At 61.7% G+C, this 19,057-nt stretch carries 16 protein-coding genes; 6 read left to right on the top strand and 10 right to left on the bottom strand.

Features of this window, described 5'->3' with window-relative positions; translation table 11 throughout:
• Window positions 1–36 precede the first annotated feature (36 nt).
• The 3 genes from ACYQ6M_RS16735 to ACYQ6M_RS16725 are packed head-to-tail and all read right to left on the bottom strand — an operon-like array spanning window position 37 to window position 4,294.
• The gene (locus ACYQ6M_RS16735; RefSeq protein WP_460074696.1) at window positions 37–1,695 is read right to left on the bottom strand and encodes a CRTAC1 family protein; all 1,659 of its coding nucleotides are present in this window, start codon (window positions 1,693–1,695) and stop codon (window positions 37–39) included.
• On the bottom strand, window positions 1,692–3,113 hold the full coding sequence (locus tag ACYQ6M_RS16730) for a di-heme oxidoredictase family protein (RefSeq protein WP_460074695.1): 1,422 nt from the start codon (window positions 3,111–3,113) through the stop codon (window positions 1,692–1,694). Before ACYQ6M_RS16730 ends, ACYQ6M_RS16735 begins: the two co-directional genes overlap by 4 nt.
• Window positions 3,110–4,294, bottom strand: coding sequence for an ROK family protein (locus tag ACYQ6M_RS16725; protein WP_208997797.1), 1,185 nt, complete (start codon window positions 4,292–4,294; stop codon window positions 3,110–3,112). Before ACYQ6M_RS16725 ends, ACYQ6M_RS16730 begins: the two co-directional genes overlap by 4 nt.
• Window positions 4,295–4,644: 350 nt before the next feature.
• Between ACYQ6M_RS16725 and xylF the strand changes: the two genes are divergently transcribed.
• The 5 genes from xylF to xylA all read left to right on the top strand — a co-directional run bounded on the left by xylF (window position 4,645) and on the right by xylA (window position 10,841).
• Complete coding sequence (gene xylF / locus ACYQ6M_RS16720) at window positions 4,645–5,676, top strand: D-xylose ABC transporter substrate-binding protein (RefSeq protein WP_022999249.1); 1,032 nt, start codon at window positions 4,645–4,647, stop codon at window positions 5,674–5,676.
• 137 nt (window positions 5,677–5,813) lie between these two features.
• Window positions 5,814–7,103 carry a sugar ABC transporter permease gene (locus tag ACYQ6M_RS16715; protein ID WP_460074694.1) on the top strand — a complete coding sequence of 430 codons (1,290 nt, stop codon included), beginning with the start codon at window positions 5,814–5,816 and terminating at the stop codon, window positions 7,101–7,103.
• A gap of 24 nt (window positions 7,104–7,127) precedes the next feature.
• Window positions 7,128–7,895 carry an ATP-binding cassette domain-containing protein gene (locus ACYQ6M_RS16710; RefSeq protein WP_006939086.1) on the top strand — a complete coding sequence of 256 codons (768 nt, stop codon included), beginning with the start codon at window positions 7,128–7,130 and terminating at the stop codon, window positions 7,893–7,895.
• Window positions 7,896–8,044: 149 nt separating this feature from the next.
• A complete protein-coding gene (gene xylB / locus ACYQ6M_RS16705) occupies window positions 8,045–9,496 on the top strand; it encodes a xylulokinase (protein WP_055656948.1) in 1,452 nt (483 codons plus the stop codon).
• A gap of 25 nt (window positions 9,497–9,521) precedes the next feature.
• Window positions 9,522–10,841, top strand: a complete 1,320-nt coding sequence (gene xylA, locus ACYQ6M_RS16700) for a xylose isomerase (RefSeq protein WP_460074693.1) — start codon at window positions 9,522–9,524, stop codon at window positions 10,839–10,841.
• A gap of 80 nt (window positions 10,842–10,921) precedes the next feature.
• Here the strand turns inward: xylA and ACYQ6M_RS16695 are convergent, their stop codons facing one another.
• From ACYQ6M_RS16695 to ACYQ6M_RS16685, 3 genes are all read right to left on the bottom strand, one after another.
• Window positions 10,922–11,089: a DUF2256 domain-containing protein gene (locus ACYQ6M_RS16695; protein ID WP_370199895.1), complete on the bottom strand. Its 168-nt coding sequence runs from the start codon at window positions 11,087–11,089 to the stop codon at window positions 10,922–10,924.
• 2 nt (window positions 11,090–11,091) lie between these two features.
• Window positions 11,092–12,660, bottom strand: a complete 1,569-nt coding sequence (locus tag ACYQ6M_RS16690) for an FAD-binding domain-containing protein (protein WP_460074692.1) — start codon at window positions 12,658–12,660, stop codon at window positions 11,092–11,094.
• A 79-nt stretch (window positions 12,661–12,739) separates the two neighbouring features.
• Window positions 12,740–13,249, bottom strand: coding sequence for an MmcB family DNA repair protein (locus tag ACYQ6M_RS16685; RefSeq protein ID WP_031268744.1), 510 nt, complete (start codon window positions 13,247–13,249; stop codon window positions 12,740–12,742).
• A 136-nt stretch (window positions 13,250–13,385) separates the two neighbouring features.
• Between ACYQ6M_RS16685 and ACYQ6M_RS16680 the strand changes: the two genes are divergently transcribed.
• Window positions 13,386–13,868, top strand: a complete 483-nt coding sequence (locus tag ACYQ6M_RS16680; RefSeq protein WP_031268743.1) for a hypothetical protein — start codon at window positions 13,386–13,388, stop codon at window positions 13,866–13,868.
• A 148-nt stretch (window positions 13,869–14,016) separates the two neighbouring features.
• Here the strand turns inward: ACYQ6M_RS16680 and ACYQ6M_RS16675 are convergent, their stop codons facing one another.
• The 4 genes from ACYQ6M_RS16675 to ACYQ6M_RS16660 form a co-directional block, all read right to left on the bottom strand.
• Window positions 14,017–15,801 carry a SulP family inorganic anion transporter gene (locus ACYQ6M_RS16675; protein WP_022999241.1) on the bottom strand — a complete coding sequence of 595 codons (1,785 nt, stop codon included), beginning with the start codon at window positions 15,799–15,801 and terminating at the stop codon, window positions 14,017–14,019.
• A 92-nt stretch (window positions 15,802–15,893) separates the two neighbouring features.
• Window positions 15,894–17,564 carry a bifunctional protein tyrosine phosphatase family protein/NAD(P)/FAD-dependent oxidoreductase gene (locus tag ACYQ6M_RS16670; protein WP_022999240.1) on the bottom strand — a complete coding sequence of 557 codons (1,671 nt, stop codon included), beginning with the start codon at window positions 17,562–17,564 and terminating at the stop codon, window positions 15,894–15,896.
• Window positions 17,565–17,691: 127 nt separating this feature from the next.
• Complete coding sequence (locus ACYQ6M_RS16665) at window positions 17,692–18,585, bottom strand: MBL fold metallo-hydrolase (RefSeq protein WP_022999239.1); 894 nt, start codon at window positions 18,583–18,585, stop codon at window positions 17,692–17,694.
• Window positions 18,586–18,621: 36 nt separating this feature from the next.
• Complete coding sequence (locus ACYQ6M_RS16660) at window positions 18,622–19,056, bottom strand: DUF6691 family protein (protein ID WP_062491082.1); 435 nt, start codon at window positions 19,054–19,056, stop codon at window positions 18,622–18,624.
• Window position 19,057: the final 1 nt, after the last annotated feature.

The raw sequence follows: 19,057 nt of genomic DNA, 5'->3' as shown, positions 1-19,057 counted from the left end.
CAGTTATTCAGGACCGGAAAGGTGCCTAGCCGGGGCCTACTCCGGATACCAGAGCTTTGCCTTTTCCGCACCCCGTTCAATGATCACGTGACCGTTGGCAAAGACCCGGTAGCCGTGGCTCCAGTCGCCGTCCGGCCATTTGATTCGCACGTTGGCACGTTCCGCTACACCCAGTCCGAAGTGAACGAAGCCCATCTGGCCGGAGGCATGGCCTGCCCCCACCTGGATGTCCTTCACCACGGTCCGGTTTCCCGTCTTCACGCTGATCTTGGCCCCCACTGCGCGGGAGTTGGGTTTGCCCGGCTGGCGCACGTCCACAGCCAGCCAGTTGCCGAGCTGTTTCGGTTCTTCTGCCGTGCCCTGTCCGGTATTGCGGAACAGGCTCACCGGTCCGGATCGGTTGACGACAACCAGATCCACCAGTCCGTCGGCGTTGAAATCCGCCAGCCCCGCCCCGCGTCCGCGCCGGTTCAGCGCAATCCCGGCGGTGTCGCCGGTTTCCACAAAGCGGCCGTCCCATTGGCCGAGCAAGAGATTGTCCGGGTCATAGGCCGCGAAGTCGGGCATGGCTTCCACATTGCCCTTGGCAATGAAGAGGTCCCAGAGCCCGTCATTGTTGACGTCCTGAAACTCGGAATGCCATCCGGTTGAGGGTTTCAGGTCTTCGCCCGCATAGGGCCGGTGCGCGGTAACGCCGAGGTCGAAGGCAATGTCCTGATAGACCGGCACGGTCTCGTCAGATTCCGGGTCAAGCTTCTGCAGCTTGGTGTCGCCCATGCTGGTAAGCGCATACTCGGGAAAACCGTCCACATCCAGGTCGATGGACGCAATGCCCATGCCCCAGATCTTCAGGTGTTGCCAGCCATCGGACTTGCGATAGGGGCGAGGCGGCCTGCCGGGCGCAACGGCCCAGAGCTGCTCCTCGCCACCGCGGTAATATTGCCGGTCGTTCGAGATCCTGAGCGCCGGTTCGCCGGAGCGGTTCCAGTCTGTGAACAGCATCGACAAGCTGCAATATCCCGGCGACAGACGGGTTGCTTCCGCGTAGAGCGGGCTGCCGTCCTCCGCCTTTTCCGGCCGGAACAGGAAGTTGTCGTGACAGGTGCCCCAGGGCGAACCGGGGGCAGAACGATCGACATAATTGCCAAAGGCAAGCGTTGGATAATCGAGCCCTGGTTCGTAGGTGGCGGAAAAGGAAGTGCTCCATTCGCGGCCGCCGTCGAAGCCAAGGGCCCGGTTGGCGACCTCGAAGGTACAGGCGCCCTTGCCTTCCAGGATCAGGTTTTCACCCAGGCGCAGCACGACGAGATCCAGGATGTCGTCGTTGTTGATGTCGAGCGGATAGGCGCCGAGCACGTCGGTGGCCTGTTTTTCGTTGAGGCCTGTTTCCACCGCTGTGAATTTCAGCGGTCCTGCCACACGGCTTTCGTTGCGAAAAAGCTGCGCCGGGTTCTTGCCGCCGGCAAAGAACAGATCCGGCTTGCGGTCGCCATCGCAATCGAAGATCGCGGTGCCGCCACCAACGAAGAATTCCCACGCACCGTCATAGGAATGTTCGATGCCCGCAGCCGAAGCCTCTTCCACAAACGAGGGGACGGGCGCAACGGAAACCTGACGGGTGTCGTCTGCCAGAGCTGGGGCCGCAAGGCTTACGCTCAACAGCGCACCGGACACGGAAAGGCTGATAGGCTTCATTCCGCGATCTCCAGGCTGCGCAGGAAGGCGATGATCGTCTGCTGCTCGGTTTCCGTCAGACCTGCATAGGCCTTGCGGCTGTCGGAAGCAGCGCCGCCATGGGCCAGGATCGCCTCTTCCAGCGTCGTGATATCGCCCCGGTGCCCATAGGGCGCCGTGCTGCCGATGCCCCAGAGTTCGGACGTGATGAAAACGTCGCGCGCAACAAAGCGTTGGGCCAGCAGTTCGTTGCCGAATGTGTCGTTGGCCGCATCGGCAATCGTGTGGCGCTTCAGGTCGCCGTAAAGGGGAACCAGCACTCGGCCCTGGTCATCGCGCGGCAGGGCCTTCACCCAGTCCAGCGTGCCGAGGTCAAGTTCGAGCGGTGCCTTCACGTCGCTCTGGCGCAGGGTACCGGCGGTGTCGAACGGGCCGGGATCCTGAAAGATGAGGCTTTCGAGCGGCAATTCGGGAATGTGGCACGAGCTGCAGCCAATGGTGCCGAAAAGCGCTTCTCCCTTTGCCGCCGCCTGCTGCCAGACATCCGGCAGATCCTGTTTTCGGGTGGGCGCGGGAAGCGTTGCCTGGAAGGCGACCAGCGCCGAGATCTGACCCGGCGAAATTTCGCCCGTATGGCCATCACCGTCGAAGTCGTCCGATCCTGTCCATTCGGCGCCGAACCGCTCGACCGCCTGTACGCCATGATGATCGTTGGTGGCGTTCACGCTGAACTGACGAAGCGAGGCAAAGACACCCTTCTGGCTGAAAGGTCGCAAGGTCAGGTCGTCGTCGATACCCTCGAGACGGGAAACGTCCAGTGTCCCGTCAGGAAAGGCGGTCAACTTGCCGAAGGAGACGCCCTTCGTTTCCAGGCTGACGGTTTCTTCCTGACCGCTTTTCCGCACCCGGGCCAGCAGATCCGTCCGCTGGCTGCGCAGGTCCGTGGTCATTTCCCGGGCAAGCAATTCGATCAGCCCGGCTCCCTGAAGCGCGACCGTGTTGCGCTCGTTGGAAAACTGGGGATCCGTGGTGTCGAAGTCGGCGCTTTCGAAACCTTCGGACACGAACACGTTTGCCGTGAACGCACCGGAACCACCGATCACAGGCTCGTTGTGGCAGGAAGAGCAGGAATTGGCGTCCATTCCAGCAAGACGCTGGAACGCCTGCGGTGCCTTGCGGCGCACTTTTGTCGGCACGATAGCCCGTGTCGCGTCCGGCCGGCCTGCGCCATCCAGTGTGGTGAACTTGGCCTTGAACAGCTCTTCCCCAAGCGGCTGCAGCACGGTGATCGCATCTTCGCCCGATTGCGCCAGGGCGTCGATATCGACGTCTTCCTTGATGGCCCGTTCGCTCCAGGGTGCGGGATCGGCAAGTGCTGATGCAGGCAGGGTGATGCCGAGGACGAGAGCAGAGACTGCGAGCCGGGATTTGCCTGTCATGCCGTCGCCTCCTTGCGGTCGAGCCGCGCTATGCGGCCTGAGGGCGGAGTTGCGTTGCCGAGAAAATCCTTGTCGAGACGTTCCATCGACTGGGCGATCAGGCCGCTGCGAATGAAGTCCTCATTCCACGGCATCACGTCCAGGGAGAAATTGTTCCTGAGATCGGAAACGAGAGCCTCTTCCAGCCCTTCCCACATGCCTTTTTCCATGAAGGAGAAGGCTCGCATCGCAGCGCCGGTCAGCACCACGCGCTTGGGGTCGATCATCGCAATCACCCGGGCAAGACCATAGCCCAGAACCCGGCCTGCGTCGTGAAACGCGTTGCAGGCGTCCTTGTCTCCCGAGCCGGCCAGTTCGATCAGCCGGGCAAGGCCGCTGACGCCCGCCTTGATGGTGCCTGGATCGGTGTTCTCCGGCAGATGAGAGGCAGCCCGCACCAGCGCGTAATCGGATAGATACGCCTCAAGGCAGCCCTTCTTGCCGCATCGGCAGAGCGCCCCGCCGGGCAGATGGTTGGCATGGCCGAACTCGGCGGCCGTGCCGCTTGCTCCCGAAAACAGCCGGTTGTCGAGGTAAAGCCCCATGCCGACACCGTAATCGAGCATGATCACGGCAAATGTCCCGCTGTACTTGTTCGGGTCCGACCAGTGCAGCGCCTCGGTGATCATGTTGGTGTCGTTGGAAATGTAGCAATCCGCCCCGAAGGCTTCGTGCAATGGACCGACGACAGGAATCTTGCGCCCGGCAAAGGCGGGGCTCCAGGCAACGACGCCGGTTTCCGTTTCAACGACACCCTGTGCGGCAACGCCGATTTCCCGAACCCGTGACGGGCCGATGCCGGCCTCGTCGAGGAACTGCCTGATCGCGGTGATCAGGGTTTCGGGAAAGCTGTCGGCATCTTCGGTGGCGCTGTCAAAATGGCTGCGCCTGTCGCACACCACCTCGCCGGCGAAATTCACCAGCGACAGGTCGATGTTGTTGACCGAAAGACGGACGCCAACCGTATAGACCGCGTCCGGCTTGAGCTTCAAAAGGGTGCGTGGCCGTCCACGCGCCTGGGGTGTTTTGGGCTCCTCGCTCTCCAGGCTCAGGATCAATCCCTGGTCCAGAAGATCGGAGGTGATGGCCGTCACCGTCGCGGGGCTCAGCCGTGTCATCTGGCCGAGATCTATCCGCGCCATAGGGCCGTTCCGGCGCAGGGCCTGTAGAACAATACTTCTGTTTTGCCGCCGGATCTGATCCCGGTCCGCCTTGCGTGTCATGCTCGCTCAGCTCTTCCCAAGGTGTTTCCTCTGTCCCGGGTTTCTCCCGGTTTTCCTGCTTCTCACCGGGTGTGTCAAACCCCGCGGAACAGTGTTTTGCAAAACCATGTTGACAGGAGCAGCGCTTTCCTGCAACTTTTTTTCGGGCACCAAAAAAAATAACAATAAGGCTGTCCTTTCTGAAGGCGCCTCGAAAAGGCGCTTCGACACTGACGCATTTCAGGCACATCCGTCCGACGTGGGATGCGCCAACTGGAGGAAACATCGCAATGCGTAAAATCACCACTTTGCTGGCGGGCGCTCTGCTGTCCGCGACCGCACTGAACCTGGCCCACGCAGAAGACGTCATTGTCGGCGTGAGCTGGTCCAACTTCCAGGAAGAACGCTGGAAGACTGACGAAGCCGCCATCAAGGGCGCCCTTGAGGCAGCCGGCGCGACTTACATTTCCGCCGACGCGCAGAGCTCGTCCGCAAAACAGCTTTCCGACGTTGAGGCACTGATCGCACAAGGCGCGACTGCCCTCATCATCCTGGCGCAGGATTCCCAGGCAATCGGCCCGGCCGTGCAGGCTGCTGCCGACGAAGGCATCCCGGTTGTCGGCTACGACCGCCTGATCGATGATCCGCGCGCCTTCTACCTGACCTTCGACAACGTCGAAGTTGGCCGCATGCAGGCTCGCGCCGTTCTGGCTGCCGCGCCGAAGGGCAACTACGTCATGATCAAGGGCTCCCCGACCGACCCGAACGCGGACTTCCTCCGCGGCGGTCAGCAGGAAGTCCTGCAGTCCGCAATCGATGCGGGTGACATCACGATCGTTGGCGAAGCCTACACCGACGGCTGGCTGCCGGCGAACGCACAGCGCAACATGGAACAGATCCTGACCGCCAACGACAACAAGGTCGACGCGGTTGTTGCTTCCAACGACGGTACGGCCGGCGGTGTTGTGGCCGCTCTGACCGCACAGGGCATGGACGGCATTCCGGTGTCCGGTCAGGACGGCGACCATGCCGCTCTGAACCGTGTTGCAAAGGGCACGCAGACGGTTTCCGTCTGGAAGGACGCTCGTGAACTTGGCAAGGCCGCCGGTGAAATCGCCGTCAGCCTGGCCAGTGGCACCGAGATGGGCGGCGTCGATGGCGCAGCTGCCTGGACGTCTCCGTCCGGCACCGAGCTGACCGCCAAGTTCCTGGCACCGCTTCCGGTCACCAAGGACAACCTGACCGCGGTCGTCGATGCAGGCTGGATCTCCAAGGATGATCTGTGCCAGGGCGTCGAGAACGGCCCGGCTCCCTGTAACTAATAACACTACGCTTAATGTGCGGCCCCGGTTACTGTTAACCGGGGCCGTAATAACAGGGACAGCTGCTGCGAAAGCCGCTCCCCGGGATGGGCCACCCGATGCGTAAGCGTAATGGTCTCCAAGCAGGAGTAACCTCTATGTCTGACACCGCACTGTCAGGGCCCAAAAGCCCGACAGCACGAAACTTGTTTGCCGCATTGCAGCTGGACACACGGCTTCTCGGCATGATCGGGGCGTTCATCGTCCTGTGCCTGGTGTTCAATGTGATTACGGATGGCCGGTTCCTGACGCCGCGCAACATCTTCAACCTGACGATCCAGACCGTGTCCGTTGCCATCATGGCCACCGGGATGGTGTTCGTTATCGTCACCCGCCACATCGATCTGTCCGTCGGCTCCGTTCTGGCGACCGTTGCGGCGGTCATGGCGGTTGTCCAGACCGATGTCCTGCCGCCGCTGCTCGGCCTCGGCAATCCGACTATCTGGATCCTGGCCATTCTGGCCGGTGTGGTTGTTGGTGTGCTGATCGGTGCCTTCCAGGGCTGGATGGTCGGTTATCTCGGCATTCCGGCCTTCATCGTGACGCTTGGTGGCCTCCTGGTCTGGCGCAACGTTGCCTGGTTCATCACCTCCGGTCAGACCATCGGCCCGCTCGATGAAACCTTCACCATGATCGGCGGTATCGGCGGCACCATGGGCGAAACGGGATCGTGGATCTTCGGCGTTCTGGCCGTCGCCGTTGCGTTGTGGATGCAGGTCTCCTCGCGCCGCCGCAAGGCTGCACATGGGTTCCCGGTCAAACCCGGCTGGGCGGAAGTCACCATGGGTGTCATCACGACCGGGGCAATTCTCGGGTTCGTCTGGGTGCTGAATGCCTATGACATTCCCACCGCCCGTCTTGAGCGGATCTTCGAAGCCCGGGGCGAAACCATGCCGGAAGGCCTGGTCATGGGCTACGGCATTCCCTACTCGGTGCTGCTCCTGATCGTGGTTACCGTCGTCATGACCATCGTCGCGCGCCGCACCCGTCTCGGACGCTACATTTTCGCAACCGGCGGAAATCCGGATGCCGCGGAGCTTTCCGGCATCAACACCAGGTTCCTGACCGTCAAGGTGTTTGCCATCATGGGCGGCCTCAGCGCGCTCGCAGCCGCTGTCGCGGCCGCACGCCTCGGCTTTTCCACCAACGACATCGGCACGCTGGACGAACTCAGGGTCATTGCCGCGGCAGTGATCGGCGGCACCGCGCTTGCCGGCGGTGTCGGCACGATCTACGGCGCCATCCTGGGCGCGCTGATCATGCAGTCATTGCAGTCGGGCATGGCCATGGTCGGCGTCGACGCCCCGCTGCAGAATATCGTCGTGGGCACCGTGCTCGTCATCGCCGTCCTCGTCGACATCATCTATCGCAAGCGCACGGGAGACTGAGACATGGACGCGCCTCTCGTAGAAATGAAAGACATGTGCATCTCCTTCGGCGGGGTGCAGGCCGTGGATCATGTCTCTGTCGATCTTTATCCGGGTGAAGTCGTGGGTCTGCTTGGCCACAACGGTGCCGGCAAGTCGACCCTGATCAAGATCCTTTCCGGTGCCTACAAGGCCGACAGCGGCGAAATCCGCATCAACGGCAAGGAAGTGCACATTCACTCGCCGCGCGACGCGCGGGCGCAGAACATCGAGACCATCTACCAGACGCTTGCTCTGGCGGATAATCTCGATGCCGCGTCCAACCTGTTCCTCGGCCGTGAACTGACCTCGCCGCTCGGCTTTGTCGACGACGATGCCATGGAAGCGGAAACCCGCAAGATCATGGGCCGGCTCAACCCGAACTTCAAAAAGTTCCATGCGCCGGTGAAAGCCCTGTCGGGCGGTCAGCGCCAGTCGGTGGCCATTGCCCGCGCGGTCTATTTCAATGCCAAGATCCTGATCATGGACGAACCGACCGCCGCGCTTGGGGTGCATGAAACGCAGATGGTGGCTGAACTCATCCAGGAACTGAAGAAACAGGGCCTCGGCATCTTCCTGATCAGCCACGACATCCACGACGTTTTCCAGCTTTGCGACCGTATCGCGGTCATGAAGAACGGTCAGCTTGTCGGCACCGCCCGCACGACCGACGTCACTGATGACGACGTGCTCGGCATGATCATTCTGGGTAAATGCCCGGAAGGGGCGATCCCGGGTCCAGGTGCTCTTGTGGACGATACAGTGGTCGGATAAACCGACAGGACCCGCGGGCTCTTGCCCGCGGGGCTTCCTCATGGTTTGAACAGATGGCCTGGCCCTGTTCGGACGGTGTGGACCCTCATGCCGACACCCGGTCACGGGCCATCGGCATTCTTTTTGATTGTTTTTGAGGAACGCACCTCATGTATATCGGCCTCGATATCGGTACCAGTTCGGTCAAAGCCATTCTTCTTGGTGAGGACCAGTCCCTGATTGCATCGGCAACCGCGGAGTTGACGGTCCAGCGTCCCCATCCGGGCTGGTCGGAACAGGACCCGGACAGCTGGTGGCGGGCTTGCGAAACTGTTCTGGACGCGCTCAAGGCGGAAGCGCCGAAGGCCATGGCCGCGGTGCGTGGCATCGGCTTGTCAGGCCATATGCACGGCGCCACGCTTCTGGATGCCGCCGGTAAGCCGCTGCGCCCCTGCATCCTGTGGAACGACGGCAGGTCGGGCAAGCAATGTTCGGAACTGGAAGCGGCCGAGCCGAAATTCCTGACGCTCGGCGGCAACCGGGTGATGCCGGGCTTCACCGCGCCGAAGCTGCAGTGGGTGCGCGAGAACGAGCCGGAAATCTTCGCCAGAACCACCATGGTTCTGCTGCCCAAGGACTATGTCCGTTTCAAGCTGACGGGCGAGTACGTCGGCGAAATGTCGGATGCCGCCGGAACGCTCTGGCTGGATGTCGCCAGACGCGACTGGAGCGACGCGCTTCTGGCCGCCACGGGCCTCACCCGTGAGAACATGCCGCGCCTTGTCGAAGGCTCCGAAAGCTCGGGCACACTCAAGGCGGATCTTTGTGGCCGCTGGGGTTTCGACGCCGCTCCGGTGGTGGCCGGCGGCGGCGGCGACAATGCCGCATCTGCCTGCGGTGTCGGTGCGGTCGATCCAGGCTCGGCCTTTGTCTCGCTCGGGACCTCCGGCGTGCTGTTCGTGACCAACGACCGCTTCTCGCCCAACGTCGACAGCGCGGTTCACGCCTTCTGCCATGCCGTGCCGGACACCTGGCACCAGATGGGGGTGATCCTTTCGGCAACCGACAGCCTCAACTGGCTCGCAAAGGTACTGAAGCGCAATCCGGGTGAACTCACCGGTCTGGTTGGCAATGTGGAAGGGCCTTCGCCCGTTTCCTTCATGCCTTATCTCGGCGGCGAACGGACGCCGCACAACGACGTCGACATCCGCGCCGGCTTCTTCGGCATTTCCCACGGAACCGACGATGCCGAACTCTGCCACGCGGTACTCGACGGTGTCGCCTTTGCGCTGAAGGACTGCCTGGAAGCGCTCAGCGTTGCCGGCACCGGTATCGAACGCGTTCTGGCGGTCGGCGGCGGGTCTCGCTCGACGGTCTGGCTGGAGATCATCGCCAGCCTGCTCAATGTTCCGGTCGACGTTCCGGTGGATGGCGACTTCGGCGGCTCGCTTGGCGCGGCCAGGCTCGGTCAGGCCGCCGCGCTCGGTAGCACCGAGGGCATTTTCACCAAGCCCGCCCTCAAGGCCAGCATCGATCCGGTGCCGGCCCTCACACAAAGATATGCCGAAGGCTACGAGCGCTGGCGCAAGCTTTATCCGGCGCTCAAACAAGCCGGCTTTTAGGAAACATATTCAAGGAGATGACAACATGAGCACTGGGTTCTTCGGCGATCTTCAGCCGATCCAATACACCGGGCCGGCAAGCACCGAGCCGCTGAGCTATCGTCACTACAACAAGGACGAGGTCGTCCTCGGCAAACGCATGGAAGACCATCTGCGTCTTGCCGTGTGTTACTGGCACAGCTTCTGCTGGCCGGGGTCCGATCCGTTCGGCGGCGAAACCTTCAACCGATCCTGGATGGCGGCTGGCGGCGATCCGATGGAACAGGCCAAACTGAAGGCAGACGTTGCCTTCGAGATGTTCCAGATCCTGGGCATGCCGTTCTTTACCTTCCATGACCGCGACGTTGCGCCGGAAGGCCGGACGCTTGCCGAAAGCAATGCCAATGTGAACGCGATTGCCGACATCTTCGAAAAGAAGATGGCCGACACCGGCATCAAGCTCCTTTGGGGCACGGCCAACATGTTCTCCAACCGCCGCTTCATGGGCGGTGCGGCCACCAATCCGGATCCGGACGTCTTCGCCTATGCCGCCGCACAGGTGAAGAACGCAATGGACGTCACCTATCGCCTCGGTGGTGAGAACTATGTGCTCTGGGGTGGCCGCGAAGGTTACGAGACCCTGCTCAACACCAACATCAAACAGGAGCTGGACCAGTTCGGCCGCTTCCTCAACATGGTGGTTGAGTACAAGCACAAGATCGGCTTCAAGGGCACGATCCTGATCGAGCCGAAGCCGCAGGAACCGTCCAAGCACCAGTACGACTACGACGTCGCCACCGTCTATGGGTTCCTGAAGACCTATGGGCTGGAAAACGACGTCAAGATGAACATCGAGCAGGGCCACGCCATTCTGGCTGGCCACTCGTTCGAGCACGAGCTGCACATGGCCCGTTCGCTCGGCATCTTCGGGTCCGTCGACATGAACCGCAACGACTATCAGTGCGGCTGGGATACCGACCACTTCGGCATGAACGTGCCGGAACTGGCGCTCGCCTACTACGAGATTCTGATGGCGGGCGGCTTCACCACCGGCGGCACGAACTTCGACGCCAAGCTGCGTCGCCAGTCACTCGACCCGGTCGATCTGATCCAGGCGCACGTCGGCTCAGCCGACGCGATTGCCCGCGGTCTGAAGGCCGCGGCAGCCATGATCGAGGACGGCCGACTGAAGGGCTTCGTTGATGACCGTTATGCCGGCTGGCAGAAGCCGGAAAACGCCGACATCCTCAAGGGTGGTTCCTCGCTCGAGACATTGGCCGAGCGCGTCCACAAGGCCGACCTGGAACCGCAGCCGAAATCCGGCAAGCAGGAATACCTGGAAAGCCTGGTCAACCTGTTCGTTTGAGGACTGCCTGCACACAAGAACGGAGGTCACGGGCACCGTGACCTCCTTAATTCGGCTGACCGCTTGGCTGGCAGACTGCCTCAGCTGCGCATTTCCGATGAAGTCCCTTGTTTCGTGTCCTTGTTGCGCCTGCAGCGTTCGGAGCAATGGCGCACCTCTTCCCAGTCACGCGCCCATTTTCGACGCCAGGTGAAGGGGCGTCCGCAAGTGGCACAGAGCTTTACCGGCAGATCCCCTTTCTTGCGCATTTTCATGAGTTTGGCCCGAAAAGGTCTGCCTGATCGGGATTGACCCGCGGTTTCCTGCCGCGACGGGCTTTCTCCTGGCCGCGCATTGCAATCCCGCTTTTCCGGCTGCCGTGTTTCGATTGAATATCTGCCGCTGCCCCGCGGAATGCTTGCCCCTTCCGTACAGCCCAGACCTTGTCCCGCGCCTCGCGCGCCGCCTCGAGATAATCGACGACCGGGAAGGGATAGCATTTGCCCAGAACCTTGCTCGCGTTATCTGCCTTCCAGGGTTCGTGAACATGCGCGGTCGGAATGTCCTTCAGCTCCGGCACCCACCGTCTAACGAACAGACCCTGCGGGTCCTGATCGAGACCCTGCTTCACCGGATTGTAGATCCGGATGGTGTTGATCCCGGTGGTTCCCGATTGCATCTGCACCTGCGGCCAGTGAATGCCGGGTTCATAATCGGTGAATAGCCGCGCCAGATGCAGGCCCGGTGCTCGCCAGTCCAGCCACAGATGATAGCTGGCAACTGCCATCAGCATTGCCCGCATTCGAAAATTCATCCATCCGGTGGCCGCGAGTGCCCGCATGCAGGCATCGACAAAGGGCAGGCCCGTCTCCCCTTTCTGCCAGGCTTCAAGCCGTTCTCGGTCAGGCTGGGCCGGTCGAAGACCCTCGTAGGCGGGGTGCAGGTTGCGGAACTCCAGAGAGGGTTCGTCTTCAAGCTTCTGCATGAAATGGCAATGCCAGTGAAGACGGCCCGAAAAGGACCTCATGGCTGCCTGCCATGTGCTGCGGCCGGGAAACTCCGAGTGCTTCAGATCGCGCTGGCGGCTCCAGGTCGCCTGGGTTACCTCGCGCAGCGACAGCGAACCGAATGCCAGATATGGCGAAAGCCGGGAGCAGGCATCGAAGGCCTTGACCGGCGTTGCCATGGCAGCCCGATAAGGCTTGCCGCGCTGGAACAGGAAGCTGTGCAGAGTTGCCTGTGCAGGGGACCGCCCGCCGCGCTGCCGGTTCGGGCAATGGTCGTTGGGCAAACCCAGTTCCGATGCTGCTGGAGGCTTGCCGAGATCGATACCGGGATTGCTTTCGGCAAGTGGCGACAAGCGGGGTGGATCGACAGGCGCTTCTGCCATGAAGCGGTCCCAATGCGCGGCCCAGCCATCCCGTGTTTGAAGGCGTCGAATTACGCCGGTTTGCCGGTACTCCGTCCAGGGAATTCCCTGAGCCCTGCACCAGGCGGCAACACGCTTGTCCCGGGCAAACGTCCAGTCGTTTCCCGTCTCTTCATGTGACCAGAGCCCGGCAACTCCGTTTGATCGCAAGAAGGCACCAAGAACCTCGGTAACCTCGCCCGTGCGGATGACCAGCGGCTGGCCAACCGCTGCCAGGTCTCGTCTCAATTCGGAAAGGCATTCCAGCAAAAACGCATAGTGGCGTCCGGCCATGTCGGGCAGTTGCCAGAGGTCGGGTTCGATGACGTAGAGCGGCAGTACCGGACCGTGAAGGCTTGCCCGTTTGAGCGCTGCATTGTCCTCAATCCTCAGGTCCTTCTTGAACCAGACGATCTGGATGGTTTTCGTCACGACATTCTGTTCCCGTCCAGGAAGGCGTTCTTCCTTGATACGCGTGAACAGGGCGTTGGATTTGTGTCGGAGGCGTTTGTCAGAACCGGTTGAAGATCTGTGCGCCGTCCGGGTCTGACAGGTTGTGCAGGCGGTGTGCGGCATGGCGGGCGAAGCGGTGCGTTACCGATTTCCGGGTCGCTGCCGCCAGCTTGTGTTCCGGTGCTTCGCGCAGGATCTCCGCCCCGAAGCCGTCGGAAACAATCAGCCCGGCCTCCTCGGGAAAGATCTCCAACGGTACGTCCGGATGCGTCGCGAAATAGAGCCGGTCGCAATGAAGGCGGTAGTCCGGCCACTTGGTATCCGCCCGGAAATCGGCGATCGAGGATTTGACCTCGACTATCCAGAGCTCATGTTTCGGCCCAAGCGCCAGGAGGTCCGCCCGCCGGGCGGAGGCAAGGGTGACTTCCGGCAGGCAGGCGAAATCGAGTTGTCGCAACAGCCGCGCGGCCCCGCGCCAGACCTTCAGCGCTGTTTCCGACTGACGTCCGTCCTTGAGCGGGTCATCCAGCTGAATCCGCCCCGCTAGTGGCTGATGATCGGGTTCCATGCGCATTTTGTTCCACATTTGTTCGTTTTTTGCAAGTTTTGCCGTTGGCGACATTGACCTTTCCTGCCAACTTGCGCGATGTTTCGGCGCATCGGATAATCCGGTTGGATCTTGTCACTCCGGGAGGGGGTAGCGGTTGAACGGTTTCACACGAAATGCCTTGTTGGGCGTTGCACTGGCGTTTGCGTGCGGGCCTGCGCTTGCAGGCAAGGGAGACCTGATGTTCCAGGTGCCGAAATCCGCACCCCTTCTGCAAGGGCGGGCACTGGATCTGCGTTTTGCGGATTTCGCGCAAGGCATATGGGTGCGGGAACTGCAGGATTGTCCGGCTCCACGGATCGACCGAAGCGCACCCGGCTCGACGCTGGCCATCTACCGTGGCCTTCTGGAAACCCCGGGGCGCATCTGCCAGGTCTATGGGGCTGAAAAGAGCGGCAAGATGACTCAGCGTGCGGCCATCAATTGCCTGCTGACGGATGGCGGCGAGGCGATCGAACTGGTCACCGTTCAGCCCCGTGGCACCGAAGGGCTCATGGTTCAGGAAGGCGAGAAGCCGCCGGTCCATTTCCGCTTCTGCGAGAAGATCGTGCCGATCCTCCAGTCGTCAAACAGCAACTGATGCCTTTTTGCCGGTTGGTTTGAGGGCGAGCAGCTCTCGCCTCAAGCGCCTGACAGCAAAAAATGCCTCATCCTGAGGAGCGGTGGATCGGACAGAAATGCGGTAACAACCGGTTCGACCCTCTCACAGCAAAATAGCCGGAGCCGGATCAGATCTCCGGCCCGCTCCACAGGTTCGACTTCGCAGTTTTCTTCGGCGTGCGGCTTTCCGAGATGTGCGCCGTCAGCGGGTCGAGCGTGCACAGGGCGTCATACTGGCTGAGGAACACCTGCCCGCTCAAATGCTTCAGGAAATCGGTCCGCTTCAGTCGGTCCATCACCGGTCCCTTCACCTCCGAAAGGTGGAAGGAAACACCGGAATCCGACAGGCGGTGGTTGATTTCCTCAAGGCTCTCCAGAGCGCTGGCGTCGATCTCGTTCACGGCCGGGCACATCAGCACCACGTGTTCGATATCGGGCTTTTCGGCCACCAGTGCATAGATCCGGTCTTCCAGAAACCGCGAATTGGCAAAGAACAGGCTTTCATCGACCCGTAGCGTCAGCACCCGGTCACCCGTCACCACGGCGTGCCGGTCTACATTGCGGAAGTGCTCGGTTCCCGGTACGACGCCGACAATTGCCATATGCGGCCGGCTGCTGCGGTAAAGATATAGCGCAATCGACAGGGCAACGCCGGTCACCACGCCCGGCTCGACACCGAAGAACAGGGTGATCAGGATCGTCGCGGCCATGGCCGCGAAATCGCTCTTAGAATAGGCGAAGGTCCGCTTGATCGCGCCGAGATCGACGAGCGACAGCACGGCAACGATGATGGTGGCGGCCAGAGTTGCCTGCGGCAGATGCGTCAGCAGCGGGGTCAGGAACAAGGTGGCCAGCGCAATGCCGACGGCGGTGAAGGCGCCAGCCGCCGGGGTCGCTGCCCCGGCATCGAAATTGACAACCGAGCGGGCGAACCCGCCGGTGACCGGATAGCCTCCGGAAATGGCGGAGGCAATGTTGGAGGCGCCGAGGCCGATCAGCTCCTGATCCGGCTCAATCCGCTGACGCTTCTTGGCTGCCAGCGTCTGTGCAACGGAAACGGATTCCACAAAACCGATGACCGAAATCAGCAGCGCGGGACCGGCAAGCGCCAGCCACAACTCGCTGTCGAAGGCTGGCAGATGCGGCACCGGCAGGCCGGAGGGAATGTCCCCGACAACACGCACGCCTTTCTCGCCGAGTTGAAAGACGGCGGACAGGATCGTGGTCACCGCTACGGCTGCCACCGGTCCGGCCTTGGTCAGGATATCGGCAAAAAACGGCTTCATTCCCATGCCGAGCAGCAGCTTCTTCAGGCCTTTGCGCACCCAGAAGAGGAAAGCCGTGGCCGATACGCCGATTGCGAAGGTGATCCAGTTGATCTCGCCAAGGTGCTGCAGGATGGAGCCGAGGATGTCGTAAAGCGTATGCCCGTTCGCCTTGACGCCGAGGATGTGCTTGAGCTGGCTGGAAGCAATCAGCAGGCCCGACGCGGTGATGAAGCCGGAAATCACCGGATGGCTCAGGAGGTTCGCCAGGAACCCGAGCCGGAACAGGCCCATGGCGATCAGCATCAGGCCGGACAGGAAAGCGAGAATGATGGCGGCACCCAGATATTCCGGGGTGCCCTGCCTGGCCAGTTCGCCAACGGCGGAAGCCGTCATCAGCGAGACCACGGCAACCGGCCCGACGGCCAGCGCACGGCTGGTGCCGAACAGGGCGTAGGCGACAAGCGGCAGGATGGATGCATAAAGGCCGACTTCGGGCGGAAGGCCAGCCAGAAGCGCATAAGCAAGAGACTGCGGGATCAGCATGATCGTCACGATCACCGCCGCAACGAGATCGTTTGTCGCCGTTTCCCTGTCATAGCTTTTGCCCCAGTCGAGAATGGGCAGATAGCGCTTTAGGCGGATCATTTTTCTTGGCCTTTGTCGGGGCTGGTAAAAACTCGAGCCGGGAAACCGGCTCGAGTTGCAGGTTGGTACGATGGGCCCGTTTCCCGGGCTTGTTATGCTGCCGATACTTTTTCCGGCTTGGCCAGCCATTCCTTGCCGCGCAACATGGCACGCCAGTAAATGGGAGGCAGGATTCGCTCCTTCAGGAGCCATGCGGTGCGCGTTGGCTTGGTCCCGTCCACCAGCCAACGCGGGAAGCTCGGCAACAGCGTTCCACCGTAGCCGAACTCGGCCAGGACGATCTTGCCACGTTCAACGGTGAGCGGGCAGGAGCCGTAGCCGTCATATTGGGCCGTCGCGCTGTGCCCTGCGATATCGGAAACGATGTTTTCCGCGACCACCGGTGCCTGTTTGCGCGCAGCCGCGGCCGTCTTGGCATTCGGTGCGTTCATCACATCGCCGAGCGACCAGATGTTGTCGAAGGTCTTGTGGCGCAGCGTGGACTGGTCGACATCGACCCAGCCGGCGGCATCCGCCAGCGGCGAGACGCGAATGAAATCGGGTGCTGTCTGCGGCGGCGTCACATGCATCATGTCGAACTCGACTTCCACCTGGCGTGGATCCTTTTCCGGTTCCTTCACCTCGAAGACAGCCTTTTTGCCAGGCCCGTCGACGGCAACCAGATTGTGGAAGAAGTTCAGGCCGGCATCGTATCGCTTCACGTAGTCCATCAGCGCAGGCACATAGTCCTTCACGCCGAACAGCACACCGCCGGCATTCATGAACTGGATGTCGATCTTGTCCAGAGTGCCGGATTTCAGCCAGTGGTCTGCCGAAAGATACATGGCCTTTTGCGGCGCACCGGCGCATTTGATCGGCATGGGCGGCTGGGTGAACAGCGCCCGCCCTGCCTTCATGGTCTGCACCAGGTGCCAGGTGTAGGGAGCCATGTCGTATCGATAGTTGGACGTCACGCCGTTCTTGCCGAGCGTGTCGACAAGGCCTTCGACCTTGTGCCAGTCGAGCTTCAGGCCCGGGCAGACCACCAGCCGTCCGTATTTGACCACACGGCAGCCGTCCAGAACGACGGCATTGTCCTTCGGTTCGAAGGCAGCGACAGCCGACTTGATCCAGTGAACGCCCTTCGGAATGAGGGAGCCCATGGTCTTGGCGGTGTCCGAGGCCTCGAAGATGCCGCCGCCGACCATCGTCCAGCCGGGCTGGTAGTAGTGAACATCTGCCGGGTCGATGATGGCGATTTCCAGGTCCGACTTGCGGGAAAGCAGACTGGAAGCCACCGAGATGCCGGCCGCGCCACCGCCAACGATGACGACGTCGAAACGCGCATCCTCGGCAGTTTCGGTCGGTGTGCGGCCGCCGTTGGCGATGCGCCGCACCACGCCAGCCATGTCGTAGCCGGCGGCCTTGGTTTTGGAGAGGATGTCGGAGAGCGGCAGCTTTTCGGCCTGGGACAACGACCAGAGCGTTGCCGAGCGCGTACCGGTCCGGCAATAGGCCAGGATCGGTTTCGGCAGGCTTTCCATCAATCTTCCGAACTCTTCGGCATCCGTATCGCCCACCTTGCCGGCAACGATGGGCAGATACCGCGCTTCCATACCGAGCTTGCCGGCAGCCGCTTCGATTTCCTCGAACGAGGGCTGGTCGGCACCTTCGCCATCCGGGCGATTGCAGATCACCGAGCGAAAGCCCTGTTGTGCAAAGTCGGCCATGTCCTCGGGTTTTACCTGGGGAGCTACCGATATCTGGGAATTGATTGCTTTCATGGGTCCTGTCCGCCTCCTCCCGGCGATGAAGTCTCGACCGATTTTCTGCAGACGCCCTCCCCGCGTGGATACGCGGGGATCAGTCGCCTGCTTCGGTTCTGCTAGAGAGGCCGGTCATTGGCCTCGATCAGAGGCCGTTGACCGGCACTTTCAGGAAGGTCTTGCCGCTTTCATCCGCGGGCGGCAGCTTGCCGGCGCGCATGTTTACCTGCAGCGAGGGGATGATCAGCTTCGGCATGTCGAGCTGGGCATCGCGTTCCGTGCGGAACTTGACGAATTCTTCTTTCGTCTTGCCGCCACCGACGTGGATGTTGTGTTCCTTCTCGGCACCCACCGTGGTCTCCCACTGGATGTCGCGGCCGTTCGGGCCATAGTCGTGGCACATGAACAGGCGCATGTCGTCCGGCAGGGCCAGCACCTTCTGGATACTGTCGTAAAGCGTTGCCGCATCACCGCCCGGGAAATCGGCACGCGCCGAGCCACCGTCGGGCATGAACAGCGTATCGCCGACAAAGGCGGCATCGCCCATCACATGCACCATGCACGCCGGAGTGTGGCCGGGCGTATACATGGCAAAGGCGGTCAGCTCGCCGATCTGATAGACGTCCCCGTCACGGAACAGGCGGTCGAACTGGCTGCCGTCGCGCTGGAACTCCGTGCCTTCGTTGAACACCTTGCCGAAGGTTTCCTGGACGACGGTGATCTTGTCGCCAATGCCCAGCTTGCCGCCCAGTTTCTGCTGGATATACGGCGCTGCCGACAGGTGATCGGCATGAACATGTGTCTCGATCAGCCATTCCAGCTTGAGATCCTTCTCGCGGATATAGGCGATGATCTGATCGGCATGGTCATAGGTGATGCGGCCGGCGGCGTAGTCGATATCCATCACGCTGTCGACAACGGCGCAGGCGTTGGAAGCCGGGTCCTTGACCACGTAGCTGATCGTGTTGGTGGCCGGATCGAAAAAGGGTGTGACGTCAGGTTTGACACCCATGTCGACCGGATAGTTTGAGTTGCTCATAACAATCTCCCGTTTGTTTTTGCCGGCCGAGCCGGGTCAGGCTTTTGCGGGTTGCTGGCGATGGCCGAGGGCGATCATCCATCTTGCGGTCAAGATGCCGGCAACGATAGCACCGGCGGTCAGCAGAGGCTCCATGCCCAGACCCAGCACCGGAACGAGACCACCCGGACAGAAACCGCTCAGGCCCCAGCCGATGCCGAAAACCGCGGAGCCGCCGATCAGTTTGGCGTCGAGATCGGTTCTCGAAGGCAGGTTGAAGCCCTGTGCCAGCAGCGGCGTGTTCATCCGGAAGACCAGACGATAGCCGATGGCCGTGACAAGCAGCGCACCACCCATCACGAAGGCAAGGCTCGGGTCCCAGGTGCCAGCCACATCGAAGAAGTTCAGAACCTTGGCAGGGTCGCCCATGCCCGAGATCAGGATGCCGCAGCCGAAGAGGAGGCCAATGGCAAAAGCGGAAAGAAGTTTCATG

Source organism: Roseibium sp. ROS1, from assembly GCF_054658215.1.
This window is presented reverse-complemented; position numbering and strand designations above follow the sequence as displayed.

Coding starts and splice junctions, on each gene's coding strand:
- ACYQ6M_RS16735 (WP_460074696.1), bottom strand. CDS start 1,695: ATGAAGCCTATCAGCCTTTCCGTGTCCGGTGCGCTGTTGAGCGTAAGC.
- ACYQ6M_RS16730 (WP_460074695.1), bottom strand. CDS start 3,113: ATGACAGGCAAATCCCGGCTCGCAGTCTCTGCTCTCGTCCTCGGCATC.
- ACYQ6M_RS16725 (WP_208997797.1), bottom strand. CDS start 4,294: ATGGCGCGGATAGATCTCGGCCAGATGACACGGCTGAGCCCCGCGACG.
- xylF (WP_022999249.1), top strand. CDS start 4,645: ATGCGTAAAATCACCACTTTGCTGGCGGGCGCTCTGCTGTCCGCGACC.
- ACYQ6M_RS16715 (WP_460074694.1), top strand. CDS start 5,814: ATGTCTGACACCGCACTGTCAGGGCCCAAAAGCCCGACAGCACGAAAC.
- ACYQ6M_RS16710 (WP_006939086.1), top strand. CDS start 7,128: ATGAAAGACATGTGCATCTCCTTCGGCGGGGTGCAGGCCGTGGATCAT.
- xylB (WP_055656948.1), top strand. CDS start 8,045: ATGTATATCGGCCTCGATATCGGTACCAGTTCGGTCAAAGCCATTCTT.
- xylA (WP_460074693.1), top strand. CDS start 9,522: ATGAGCACTGGGTTCTTCGGCGATCTTCAGCCGATCCAATACACCGGG.
- ACYQ6M_RS16695 (WP_370199895.1), bottom strand. CDS start 11,089: ATGCGCAAGAAAGGGGATCTGCCGGTAAAGCTCTGTGCCACTTGCGGA.
- ACYQ6M_RS16685 (WP_031268744.1), bottom strand. CDS start 13,249: ATGGAACCCGATCATCAGCCACTAGCGGGGCGGATTCAGCTGGATGAC.
- ACYQ6M_RS16675 (WP_022999241.1), bottom strand. CDS start 15,801: ATGATCCGCCTAAAGCGCTATCTGCCCATTCTCGACTGGGGCAAAAGC.
- ACYQ6M_RS16670 (WP_022999240.1), bottom strand. CDS start 17,564: ATGAAAGCAATCAATTCCCAGATATCGGTAGCTCCCCAGGTAAAACCC.
- ACYQ6M_RS16665 (WP_022999239.1), bottom strand. CDS start 18,585: ATGAGCAACTCAAACTATCCGGTCGACATGGGTGTCAAACCTGACGTC.
- ACYQ6M_RS16660 (WP_062491082.1), bottom strand. CDS start 19,056: ATGAAACTTCTTTCCGCTTTTGCCATTGGCCTCCTCTTCGGCTGCGGC.